9 protein-coding genes and 2 pseudogenes are annotated in these 12,136 nt (G+C 69.1%); 2 read left to right on the top strand and 9 right to left on the bottom strand.

Annotation, left to right across the window (positions count from 1 at the left end):
• Positions 1-116: 116 nt before the first annotated feature.
• Positions 117-1,016 (bottom strand): annotated as a pseudogene (locus tag OG900_06615) (IS5 family transposase).
• Between the two features lie 65 nt (positions 1,017-1,081).
• Positions 1,082-1,807 (bottom strand): hypothetical protein, encoded by a 726-nt coding sequence (locus OG900_06610; protein ID WUH89823.1) that lies wholly within the window; start codon positions 1,805-1,807, stop codon positions 1,082-1,084.
• A gap of 684 nt (positions 1,808-2,491) precedes the next feature.
• Here OG900_06610 and OG900_06605 point away from each other — a divergent pair.
• A protein-coding gene (locus OG900_06605; GenBank protein WUH89822.1) for an IS3 family transposase occupies positions 2,492-3,729 on the top strand; the annotation gives its coding sequence in 2 pieces (ribosomal slippage) (positions 2,492-2,815 and positions 2,818-3,729; 1,236 coding nt in all).
• Positions 3,730-3,964: 235 nt separating this feature from the next.
• Here OG900_06605 and OG900_06600 read toward each other — a convergent pair.
• The 7 genes and pseudogenes from OG900_06600 to OG900_06570 form a co-directional block, all read right to left on the bottom strand.
• Positions 3,965-4,705 (bottom strand): hypothetical protein, encoded by a 741-nt coding sequence (locus OG900_06600; GenBank protein ID WUH89821.1) that lies wholly within the window; start codon positions 4,703-4,705, stop codon positions 3,965-3,967.
• Between the two features lie 46 nt (positions 4,706-4,751).
• Positions 4,752-5,255, bottom strand: a complete 504-nt coding sequence (locus tag OG900_06595; protein ID WUH89820.1) for a hypothetical protein — start codon at positions 5,253-5,255, stop codon at positions 4,752-4,754.
• Positions 5,252-6,082: an IS5 family transposase gene (locus OG900_06590; protein ID WUH89819.1), complete on the bottom strand. Its 831-nt coding sequence runs from the start codon at positions 6,080-6,082 to the stop codon at positions 5,252-5,254. Before OG900_06590 ends, OG900_06595 begins: the two co-directional genes overlap by 4 nt.
• Before the next feature lie 121 nt (positions 6,083-6,203).
• Positions 6,204-6,881, bottom strand: a pseudogene (locus OG900_06585) (integrase).
• Between the two features lie 159 nt (positions 6,882-7,040).
• Positions 7,041-7,691: a TetR/AcrR family transcriptional regulator gene (locus OG900_06580; protein ID WUH89818.1), complete on the bottom strand. Its 651-nt coding sequence runs from the start codon at positions 7,689-7,691 to the stop codon at positions 7,041-7,043.
• Between the two features lie 41 nt (positions 7,692-7,732).
• Positions 7,733-9,205: an MFS transporter gene (locus OG900_06575; protein ID WUH89817.1), complete on the bottom strand. Its 1,473-nt coding sequence runs from the start codon at positions 9,203-9,205 to the stop codon at positions 7,733-7,735.
• 419 nt (positions 9,206-9,624) lie between these two features.
• Positions 9,625-10,980 (bottom strand): AI-2E family transporter, encoded by a 1,356-nt coding sequence (locus OG900_06570; GenBank protein ID WUH95639.1) that lies wholly within the window; start codon positions 10,978-10,980, stop codon positions 9,625-9,627.
• A 421-nt stretch (positions 10,981-11,401) separates the two neighbouring features.
• Here OG900_06570 and OG900_06565 point away from each other — a divergent pair, with 421 nt between their 5' ends.
• Positions 11,402-12,130 carry a spermidine synthase gene (locus OG900_06565; protein ID WUH89816.1) on the top strand — a complete coding sequence of 243 codons (729 nt, stop codon included), beginning with the start codon at positions 11,402-11,404 and terminating at the stop codon, positions 12,128-12,130.
• Positions 12,131-12,136 lie beyond the last annotated feature (6 nt).

Below are 12,136 nucleotides of genomic sequence, written 5' to 3'. Positions count from 1 at the left end.
GACTCGGGAACGGCCCTGTGGATCGAGGTCACACAGGAACAGGAAGCAGCGCTCCTGTCCCGATTGGGTCTACTGGGGATCCCGTCGTGTGCGCTCACCGCCCTGGCGCGTGAGCGCTAAGCGCTCGCCGAGCCGGGCTCGCGGAGCCAGAGGATCAGCGAGGCCAGGCGGAGTCCGGCCCGGTAACGGTCTGCGAGCTTGTCAAAGCGGGTCGCTACCGCGCGGAACTGCTTGAGCCGATTGAAGCATCTCTCGACAACGTTGCGGTGCTTGTACGCTTCCGCGTCGAAGGCGGGTGGCCGACCATCTCGGGAGCCCCGACGGAGCCGGTTGGCGACCTGGTCAGAGCGTTCAGGGATCGTAACGGCGATGCCATGACGCCTGCACCAGGCGCGGATCGCCCGGGACGAACAGGCATTGTCCGCCAGGACCCGATCCGGGCGAGTGCGCGGCCGGCCCCGCCCGATACGTGGAACACGGACAACGTCCATGACCGCCTCGAACACGGTGGAGTCGTCCACGTTGCCCGGTGTGAGCGCGAGCGACAGCGGCAGGCCGCGGCCGTCGACCGCCAGGTGAACCTTGGTGGTCAGGCCGCCCCGGGACCGACCGAGGGACTGCCGTGCCGCCGAGCGTTCCGGATCTTCCAGTTTGTCCCCGTCGGTCTCCCCTTTTTACGGGCGCCGGCGGCGTGCTGATGAGCGCGGTTGATCGTGGAGTCCACCGAAAGCGTCCACTCCAACGCGACCACCGCGTCATCACGGACCTTGAACGTGCTCCAGCAGCTTCGCCCAGGTGCCGTCCGCGTCCCAGCGGGCGAACCGCTCATAGACCGTCTGCCACGGCCCATACCGCTCCGGCAGATCACGCCACGGCGCACCCGTCCGGGGCCGCCAGAGCAACCCATCGACGACCTGCCGGTGATCCCGCCAGGGGCGCCCACACCCGTCCGCACCCGGAAGAAGCGGCTCTATCCGCTCCCACGCCGTATCTGTCAGCTCGCCTCGACCCGTCACAATATCTTTATCAGACACGGCGTAGGGCCGACGTCAGGTTATGTCCGCCGTCGGCTGGGGGCGGCTCAACCGGTCGCGGCCGTCTTGAGCTTCTCCAACTGCAGGGCCAGCAGCGGCTGGGGGAACTCGACCCCCTGGTCGACATTCGTACCATCCAGTGTGACGAAGGTCGCGAGCGTGGCACCGACGCGAATGGGCACGATGCGGTAGACCTCCCCTCCTGCGGGGGTGAATTCGAACATCACCGCGTCGTCCCCGAGCGGGGCGGACGTGAGTGACTTCACCCCGGTCTTGCCGACCGAACCGTCCTTGCCGGTGATCGTGAAGTTCGGGCACGCCGCGATGGCCGCCTTCAGGTCGTCCATCGCCTTCTCGGCATCGCCGGACTCATAGGCGGCGAGGTACAAGTTGAGCACCACCGCGGGATTCGCGGTCTGCGAGTAATTCTGGAAGATCGCTGACTTCCCGCGCCCGCCGAAAATTGCCTCCGGGATCGGCCAGCAGACGGCAGGGGTCACCGTGACGATTTGCCCGCGGAGATCGCCGACGGACTCCGGCGCTCTCGCCGTGTAGCCGGTCGGCAGGTCCTTGGCGGTAAGCAGAGCGCCCTTCAGCTCAGCCGCGCTGAGCGTCTTCGCAACAGGTGCGGAGGAGACAGGGGCCGACGAGGCGGGTACGCCGACCGGGGGCTTGTCAACGCTGCCGCTGTCACTGCTACACGCCGAAGCGCCGAGACTCAGCACGGACAGCAGGGCGGAGCTCACCAACACGGTGCCGGTGCTGCGCGGCATGATCTTCCTCAGGGTGTGGTGGTCATGGCAAAGCGTGTGAATAGTGGGGTCGGCGCATCACCTTCAAACGCCGGTTTCCCTCGGCTCAGTTGATCATGACTACAGAGCACCGGTCCACACGATTTCACACCCGGCCGCACCTTGGGCGACGGGACGCCGCACATCCAGACGGGTGAAGTGCATCCCACGGCAGACTGACGCAAGCCGAGTTCATAGCGACCGTGTGCGCAGCGCGGCGGCCGAGGCCGCACGCCGGGCCGGGCGCCCGGTCACGACGCGCCCCTATCCGGCGGGCAGTCTGCTGCGCCCGGCGTGGATCAGATATCTGCCCGCGGCAGACCGCACCGCCTGTACCGATACCACCTCGTGCAGGCGGTCCATGCTCGCGTCCAAAGCCAGTTCCGCCTCGGCCCCCGCCCGGCGCGCAGCCCGCGCTACCAGATAGGCCACCGCTGACTCCACATCGACCACAACGCCCCCCCATAGCCCGATTCAGCACCACTCAACGAAGCTATGCCCCTGACGGGTCATAGCCGCTAAGTGATCTTTCGTCGACCTCCCTGCTCAATTCCGCCGCTCATCCACAAGGACGCCAGGGTGCGGGAAGAGCTCGGGGCCTCCCCCTGAGTGGTGGACACGCTGATACTGGATCTGCTTGATCCGGAGGAAGCGAGAAGACCGCCGATGGCGATGAAGGACTACTCGGACGAGTTCAAGGCCGATGCCGTGGCCCTGTACGAGTCCACACCCGGGGCGATCTACAAGAACATCGCTGCTGACCTGGGCGTCAACCGGGCGACCCTGCGTGAGTGGGTGCTGCGGGACCGCGAACGCCGTGGCGTCACAGCCGCGGCTGCGACGCCGGGCGCCCGGCCTCGGGAGGCCGTTGCGTCCGCTGATCCGGTCGAGCGTGTGCGGCAGCTGGAGGCGAGGGTGGCCGAACTCGAGGCAAGTGAGCGCAAGCTCGCCACCGAGCGGGACATCCTCCGCAAGGCGGCCAAGTATTTCGCCGGAGAGACGAACTGGTGAGGAGCCGCTTCCAGTTCGTTGACGACCACCGGGACACCTACGAGGTGAAGCGGCTCTGCCAGGTCCTGGACGTGAACCGGTCCAGCTACTACAAGTGGCTCGCCGGCGCCGAGGTCCGGGCTGGCCGGCAGCGGCAGGACCGGGTCCTGGCCGAGGAGATCCGTCAGATCCACGGCGAGTCCGGCGGCGCTTACGGCTCCCCGCGAGTGGCGGCCGAGCTCCGCGAGAAAGGGCAGCGGGTCAACGAGAAGCGGGTCGCCCGGATCATGCGGACGTTCTCCATCACCGGCATCCGCCTGCGCAGACGCGTGCGCACCACCGTCCCGGACCCGGCCGCCTCACCGGTCCCGGACCTGTTCCAGCGGGACTTCACCGCCACCGAGCCGGGGCTCAAACTCATGGGCGACATCACGTATCTCCCGCTCGCGGGCGGGGAGTTCCTCTATCTCGCGACGGTGCTGGACTGCTTCAGCCGCAAGGTCACGGGCTGGTCCATCGCCGACCACATGCGCACCAGTCTGGTCTCCGACGCGTTGCGGATGGCCGCCGCGACTCGCGGGAGTCTGGACGGCGCGGTGTTCCACTCCGACCACGGGGCCCAATACGGCTCCCGGGCCTACACCGACCTCTGCGACCAGCTCGGGGTCACCCGGTCGATGGGCGCGATCGGCACCAGCGCCGACAACGCGGCCTGCGAAAGTTTCCACGCTTCTCTGAAACGCGAGACCCTCCAGGGCGCCCACGACTTCGGCGACGCCGGCACCTGCCGTCGGACTGTCTTCGCCTGGCTGACCCGCTACAACACCCGCCGCCGGCACTCCGCCAACGGCTACCTCAGCCCCAACGAATACGAACACCGACACCACACCGCTAAACTCACACTCGCCGCGTGATCAATAACCGCGTGCCCACCTTCATGGGGGAAGGCCCGGCCTTTGAGTGACTGCCCTTACCCAGACATGCCGCATCTCCCGTACCTCTTCCCACCAGGGTGGATGGGTTTATCGGCAGGGGCAAGGCTCCACGAGCAGCCTTCCCTGCATCGGACGCTCAACTGCCACCGCGCACCGCTGAACCCGGACATCAGGGCTGTGACCAGCACGGATGCAATATCCTGCACCTGCAACGTCACTGACGTTCGCTGCCCTGAACGTTGTGGCGTGGGCAGGCGGGTGGGAGTGTCGTGTCGAGCCGGTACACGGCGGTCTCCTGCGGTGTGGGCGCCCGGTCCACTGCGGCGCATACGGTGGTGATGGCCGCAGTCGGCCGGGGCAGTGGCACGTTGTAGGTGAAGGTGGCGACGCCGGTACCGACGGCGAGTATGTGCCCGTCGGGGCTGAACGCCATGGAGGCCGCGTAGGCCCGGCCCGTATCGAAAGTGGCGCGGTCCTGGCCGGTGGCGATGTCCCACAGACGCAGGCTGCTGTCGGCACTGGCGGTTGCGAGTGTCCGCCCGTCCGGGCTGAACGTGACGGAGGCCAGCGGTGACGTGCCGGCGGCGAAGGTGGCGCGGAGCTTGCCGGAGCGCAGGTCCCACAGGGAAGCGGTCCCGTGCACCCCGCTGACGGCGAGTGTCCGCCCGTCCGGGGCGAACGCGAACGATGTGGGCAGCTGGGCCCGGGGCGCGGCCGGAGAGGTGAGGGTGCGCAGGGTGCGCCCGGTGGCAGCGACCAGGAGCCGGACGGTTCCGTTGTCTGCCCGAGCCGCTACTGTCCGCCCGTCCGGACTGATCGCGATAGGGCGGAACATCGCCCGGCCGGACGCTCGGAGTTCAATCGGCGAGAGACGGTCGGCGGCGAGATTCCAAGAGCGCAGGGTCCCGAAGAGGTCGTCGGTGATCGCGGTACGGCCGTCGGGGCTGACCGCCACACTCTCCACATGACGGGCCAGCTGGCGGCAGTGGTGCGTATCAGTGTCAGAGGGCGGTAAGTGACGTACTGCCCGTTTCGCGCTTGCAGGTGGGGCTGTCGGGCTGGTGGTGGCCTCTTCGGGTGGCTATCGCCGTGGCTGGGTGAACAACCCCTGCTCGGACTCGATCAGGATCCCGCGTTCGACCAGCCGCTTCAGCTTCAACCGGACGTTGTTGACGTTGCTGGGCGCGATCTCCAGAGCCATCGCCTCGCAGACCGCCCGCGCCCGCAGCGGGGCGTCGGCCGCGGCGAACACCCGCCATGATCTGCCGGTAGGCCGGATGGTCCGGCAGCTTCGTGGCCGGTGGCGTCGGCGGGGACGGATCGGGCAGGGCCAGCAGCGTCTTGCGGGTGATGCGGACTTCTTCGGCGAGGCGGTCGAACTCCGCCAGTTGCGCGTTGAGTTCGGCGATGCGTCCCCGCGTGGTCTCGGCCTGCGTGGCGATCTCGCGCTCTTGCTCCTCCAGGCGCGCCAGCACCGCTCCCAAGGTCAGCTCGCTGCCGCTCACGCGCTGCGCCAGGTGGGGGTGGAGGTCGCGGTCAGTATCCGGGCCATCCGGTCGCTTATGGCCCAGTACACCCTCGACTCGGCAGAGGCGGGCCGGTGTTCGTAGTCCCGTACCAGCCTGCGGTGCAGCGTCATGATCCCGTTCACCTGCTCCACCACCCACCTCTTGGGCTGCGGGACGAACCCGCTGCCCTCCGGGTTACGCTCGACGACTTCGACGTCGATGCCCACCTTCCGCCCGTGGTCGATGACAGCGTTCTTGAACCCCTGGTCCACCAGGGCCTTCTGCACCGTGTCGGTGTCGGCGGCGACCTTGTCCAGCAAGGCGATGCCGGCGGCGTTGTCGTGCGCGGACGCGGCCAGCACCACCACCGCGATCACCAGACCGAGAACATCAACTGCCAGGCCGCGCTTGCGGCCCGGGACTTTTTTTGCCGCGTCCCTTCCGGTGGTGTCGGCGGGCACTCCGACGGCCGCGTGCAGGCTCTGGGTGTCGAGCACCACCAGGCTGGGGTCGGCCTTGCGCCCCCGGCTCTCGCGCACCTGCCAGCGCAGCAGGTCGTGGATGGTCTGGTCGGTGCCGTCATCGCGCCACGTGTAGAAGTAGTACTTCACCGCGCCGACCGGGGGCAGGTCGTGGGGGAGGTAGTCCCACTGGCAGCCGGTACGGGACTGGTAGAGTAGGGCGTTGACGATCTCCCGCATCGCGTAGGCGCCCTGGTGGCCGCTGACGGAGGGATGCCGAGCCTTCCAGGAGGCGATGACGGGCTCGATCAGGGCCCACCGCTCGTCGGACAAGTCGCTCTTGTAGGGCTGGCGGTCGCTCACGAAGAACACTCCAGCACGACAGAACTCCCCGATCAGCGCCGATGCCCCTGCGCCACACGTTCCAGCGACAACAAACGCGGCATCACGTCACATACCGCCCTCTCACAGGACTGGACATCGCCATCGTCTCGAAGGACCGCCCGTATTTGCCGTCGCGGTCGCGCAATAGGAAGCGCAGAGACTCCCTGCGCGTGTACAGCCTGCGTCCAGTGGCAGTGTCGAGGTGGAAGAAGTCGGCGGCGATGATGCCCTGGGCCTGGCTGGTGAGGAATTCCCTCCAGGTCGGTCCGCTACGTCGCGGGGCCGGGTCGATGCCCGCCGCGTGCAGGATCTCCCAGACCGTGGACGCGGCGATCGGATGACCGAGGCGGGCCGGCTCGCCCTGGATCCGCCTGTGGCCCCACTGCGCGTTCTCTCGAGCAAGCTGCAGGATCAGCTTCTTGAGCGCCATTTTGGTCGGCGGCTGCCCTGTACGGGAGCGTCGGGCGTTGTAGTCCCACTTCGCCGCAATGAGCCTGCGATGCCGGGCCAGCAGCGTGCCGGGCGTGACAGGGAAGACTTCGTGCCAGCGGCTACGGGGTATCAGCCTGGACAGGGCAGTCAGCCAGAACCGGTCCGCGGGCTCGTAGCGGACCGGGCCGGCGATCTGACGGCGTAGCACCGCGTTCTCATGCCGGAGGACAAGCAGCTCCGCGTCCTTGGTGGTGTCGCGGCGCAGCAGCACCGCAGGGACGGACAACAGCCTGCGAGTTGCCTTGTACAGCAGTGAGACGATCCCGTGGACATGGTCCCAGCCCAGGTCTCTCTCCAGAGTTCCACCTGCAGCGACGGCTTTACGAGCCCCACACCCCGACCGCCACCGGAAGGCGTGTGCCGAATTCGGTGGCGCCCGCCGGTGGCGGTGACGGTGGGCACGCCGGGCGGCCGGACGCGGTGGGATCCGGCCCGACGGCCTGTCCTACAGGCCGCGCCCGCAGCTCGTACGCCCCGCCCCGCCGCTGATCCGCGTCAACTGCTCGCGGGTGGCGGGCGCGTGCGCAGACGGGACGCCGATCACGCGCAGGCCCGCGAGCTGGATGTCCAGATGGCGCTGCCACGCCTCGGGCGCGATCGGGCCCGCCGTCTCCACGATGCCGCGCAGCGCCCAGGCGATGGCCATGACGTCGCCGAGAACGACGCCGGGGCCGACATGGCCGTATTCCCGCGCCTGGTCGAGGAGTTCGGTGATCAGGTCGCGCAACAGCTCGACCTGCGCGGCCTTGGAATGACCGACGGCCTTGACCGCGTAGCCCCGGTGGTCGCTCAGCGACTGGCCCATGGCCCGCAGGAAGACCTCAAGTCCCGTACCGTCGCTCAGCGTCAGGGCGCGGCGGGCCTGGTCGACCATCTCGCGGACCATCAGCCCGACGATCTCCTCGACCAGCGCCTCCTTGTTGGGGAAGCGGCGGTAGACCGTGCCGACGCCGACTCCCGCGCGCGAGGCGATCAGCTCCATGCTCGCCTCCGTGCCGAATTCGGAGACGACCTCGCGCGCGGCCTCGATGACCAACTGCTGGTTGCGTACGGCGTCCCGCCGCATCGGCCGGTCCCGCGTGTCGTGCACTGCCATCCGTCACTCCCGGTCGATCGGGCCGTTCGTACGCCGGTCGGTCACTCCGGCTTGTCACCTACGACCGTACCGCCGGGTACCACCGCCATCTGCGGGTGCGCGGGCTCGTCGGCGAAGTCCACCAGCCGGGTCTTCTGCCGGCCGACCGGGATCAGGATCGCCGCGAAGGCGGCGACCAGCAGCGCGGCACCGAGCATCGCGAAGCCGTTGGTGTAACCGGACTCGCGCGGCAGGCCGTCGGCGGCCGGGCTCGCGGTCACGACGCTGGCCATCAGGGCCGCGCCGATCGAGCCGCCGATGGTACGGATGTTGGCGTTCATACCGCTGGCCACACCGGTCTGCTCCGGCGGCACCGCGGCGACGATCAGGCTGGACATGGCCGAGAAGGCCAGGCCGAAGCCGATGCCCATCACGCCGGTGGCGATGTACAGCTCCCAGGTCGCGCCGTGCGCGAAGGCGAGCAGCGCCAGCGAGACGGTGCTGATCAACGACCCGATCAGGACGACGATCTTGCCGCCGATCCGCTGGGCGAGACGGCTGGCGCCGAGACCCACGACGAACATGGCCACCGACATCGGCAGCAGGATCAGGCCAGACTCGGTGATGCTCGAACCGAAGCCGTAGCCCGTGGACTTGGGCGTCTGCACGAATTCCGGCAGGAAGGCGAAGGTCGCGTACATCCCGATGCCGAAGAGCAGCGCGACCAGGTTGTTGGTCCACACCGCGGGCAGCCGCATCATCTTCATGTCGATCAGCGGGACCGCGGAGCCCACCTCCACCCGCACCCAGGCGTACGCCAGCACGACGGCGGCGATCAGCAGGCCGACCACCTTGCCGGACCCCCAGCCCCACACCGGTGCCTGGCTGAGCGCGACCAGCAGGGCGACCAGCCAGCCGGAGAGCAGGACGGCGGGCAGCCAGCTAATTCGGCCGGGCGTGCGGATCGGCGACGCGGGAATCAGGAAGTACGCGGCCACGGCGGCGATCACCGTCATGATCATCGGCAGCCAGAACAGCCAGTGGTAGTCCAGCGCGCTGACGATCGGTCCGGCCAGCACGATGCCGAGGCCCGAGCCGACCGCGATCAGCGAGGCGATGGCGCCGACCGCGCCGTTCAGCTTCTCGCGCGGGAATTCGTCGCGGATGATGCCGAAGGCCAGCGGCAGCACACCGCCTCCGATGCCCTGGATGACGCGGGCGATGATCATCACCTGCACGTTGGTGGCGAGCGCGGCCAGCAGCGAGCCCACCGCCAGGGCGGACATCGTCGCCACGAAGACGCGTTCCTTGCCGATCATGTCGCCGACGCGGCCCATGATCGGGGTGAATATCGACGCCGACAGCAGATAGGCCGTCAGCACCCAGGTGACGGTGTTCTGGGTGGTGTGCAGACTCTCCTGGATCGTCGGCAGCACGGGGGTGACCAGGGACTGCAGCAGTGCGTAGGCGGCCACACCGGCCGCCAGAACCGCGAACGTGACCTGGTGGTTCGTTCGCCGGGTCTCGGACGCCATGGAACTCCTCAGACTAAGAAACGGAACGACCATTCCGTTAGAGGGTGAGCCTAGTGCATCGGGAATGGCGATTCCGTTTCCAGGCGGCTTCGGGGGCTGAGGCGTATCGCACAATTCACGGTGTCGCGGACGGGAATAAGCCCGGCGTGCGGATCTCCTGCGGATCGCGGGTGTTGCGAGGACCGTGAGAGCCCAAGGTCGCCGGTGGCCTTCGTGCCTGCTTCGAGGCCGACGAAGACGCCGGCGAACTGTTCTCCCGGGCGAGACGCGGGACCAGGGCGCGGATCGGGCTTTGGCGCGGACCGATGTCCGCCGGCCGATGTCCGCCGTCTGACGGCCCGCGCCTCGTGCGTTGAGCCGCGAACGCCGGCCAGGTGGCGGTTTCTTCGCGGCGCCCGGCACCTCGGCGGCGAGCGTGCTCAGGAAGCGTCAGTGCGGGGGAAGACGTATTCGTCGAGCACGATGCCGAGGGCCACGGCGGCCGGGATGGCCACCAGGCCGCCGATGATGCCGAGCAGTGAGCCGCCTGCCAGGACCGCGACGACGGTCACCACCGGATGTACGTCCACGGCGAATTTCATGGCCCGCGGCATGATCAGGTAGTCCTCGGCGACCCGGAATCCGATGTAGAAGGCCGCGGTGGCAAGGGCCACCGGGAGCGAGACGGTCAGTGCCACCAGGCTGACCACGATGCCGCCGACCGTCGAGCCCACCACGGGGACCATGTCCATCAGCGCCACGAAGAAGCCCAGCGCGGCGGCGTAGGGCACGCCGACGACCTCGCACCACACGAAGGTGGCGACGCCCGCGATCGCGGAGGTCGCGATGTTGCCGAGCATGTACCGGCCGACGCGGCTGAGGATCTCTTCGGTGACGGCCTCCACCCGGGGGCGCCGGGTACCGGGGACGAAGCGGTAGCAGAACTGCTTGATCGTGGGCAGCGCCGCCATCACGTAGAGGGTGACGGTGATCACGATGACGGCGGACGTGATGAGGCTGATCACCAGCTGGCCGGCCCCCAGCACCCCGCCGGCCACCTGGGACGCACCTCCGGCGCTCAACCGCGACTGCGCCTTCTCGATGAGGTGGTAGCGGTCCTCCAGCCGCCCCAGGGTGGAGTGGTGGTCGTGCAACTGCTGGCGCCAGCGGGGTATCCCGTCGCTCAGCGCGTTCACCGCGTCGGTGACCGGCGGGATGACCAGAGCCAGGAACGCCGCCAGCACACCGGCGAAGCCGGCGAGCACCGCCGCCACCGACCAGCTCCGGCGCAGGCCGAGCCGCCCCAGCAGGGCGACCACCGGCTCCAGGCTGACCGCGATGAAGACGGCCAGCAGCAGGAGGGTCAGCAGCTCGCTGAGCTTGAGCACGGTCTGCACCAGGAGCCATGCCAGGCTCCCGCCCAGGGCCAGCCCGAAGCCGATCTGGAACCAGGAACGCCGCGCGGCCGGCACCCCGCCGAGCCTGCGCCGCCACCCTTCGGCCGCCTGACTTGCGCCTGGTACGCCGCCCGGGGGTAGCTGCGGGTCGGCCGCGTCGGCCGCGCTCTCGGGAGGGTCGGTCCTGCGCCGGGCCGTCTCGGGGCCCGCGTCTGCGGGACCGGCCTTTTCGGTACCGGCCGCCTCGGCGCCGACCGCTTGTGAACCGGCCGCCTCGCGACCCGCAGTCCCGGTCCCGGCCGCATCGGTGCCGCCCTGCTCCCTCGGAGCCTCGGCGCCGTCCCGCCGGTGCGGGTCGGAGACGGCGGACCCGGGCCGCGATGACGCCTGGGCAGGCATGTCTGGCACTGCGCCATCCCCCTTCATGACGACGGTCCTGGAGTCGGTTCCGCGATGCCGCAGCCCGGACCCTTCGACCGACAGCACAACCTGGCGTCCGCCTGCCCCCGTGCGAACGGAAGATTCGCGTCGGCCAGGGCCTCCTCCTCCCGACTCCTCCCGACTCCTGCCGATTCCTGCTGACTCCTGCCGACTCCCTCCGCCGCCGGACGTTCTCCCTGACAGCGCCGGTCGGCGGACGAGTGCGCCAAGGAGAACGGAGAGGGCGCCCGGAAAGTCGGGTTGGGGTGTCACGGCGGTCCGGAAGCCGGGTAGCGCCCGTCGGGCGGCGACGGGGGGCGGCAACGCTGGCATCATCGAGGCCTCAAGGCGGCGCACCCCGAGCCGGCACTGCTCAGCAGCCGCCCAGAAGGAAGAGCGGATGAGCTTGCGTTTCGAGGAACTCGACTGGGCCACCACCCCGATGGGCGACATCAGCCTGCGCCGGCGGCGCGACCCCGCCTCGGGCGACGACGTCTACGAAGTGAAGCTCGGGGACGAGTTCCTCATGTCCAGCCTCTTCACCGCGGGCGAGACCGCACTCACGGAACTCGCCCTGGCCGCACTGCCGGACGAGCCGGTGGATGTCGTCGTCGGGGGCCTCGGCCTGGGCTATACGGCCGTGGCGGCACTCGACGACCCGCGGGTGGCGTCACTGACCGTCGTCGACGCGATCAGCAAGGTCATCGAGTGGCACCACAAGCACCTCGTACCGCTGGGCGCGCGGTTGACCGCCGACGACCGCTGCCGCCTCGTCCACGGCGACTTCTTCGCCCTGGCAGCCGGAACCGACGGCTTCGACCCGGCTGTGTCCGGGCGCCGATTCCACGCCGTTCTGCTGGATGTCGACCACTCGCCCGAGCACGTCCTCCATCCGCGGCATGCCGCGCTCTACCAGCCCGACGGACTGCGGGCCCTGGCAGAACACCTCCACCCCGGCGGTGTCTTCGCGCTGTGGTCCAACGACCCGCCCAGCGACGCCTTCACCTCCCTGCTCGGCACCGCCTTCGCCCACGCCGAAGCCCACACGGTCGCATTCGCCAACCCCTTGCAGGACCGCACCGCCGCCAACACCGTCTACGTCGCGGTCAAAGCCGCGGGCGACCGGTAGCAACAC

The sequence above is a fragment of the Streptomyces sp. NBC_00433 genome, from assembly GCA_036015235.1.
Lineage (GTDB): Bacteria > Actinomycetota > Actinomycetes > Streptomycetales > Streptomycetaceae > Actinacidiphila.
The sequence above is the reverse complement of the archived record's forward strand: the minus strand, read 5'-3'. Positions and strand labels throughout refer to the sequence as shown.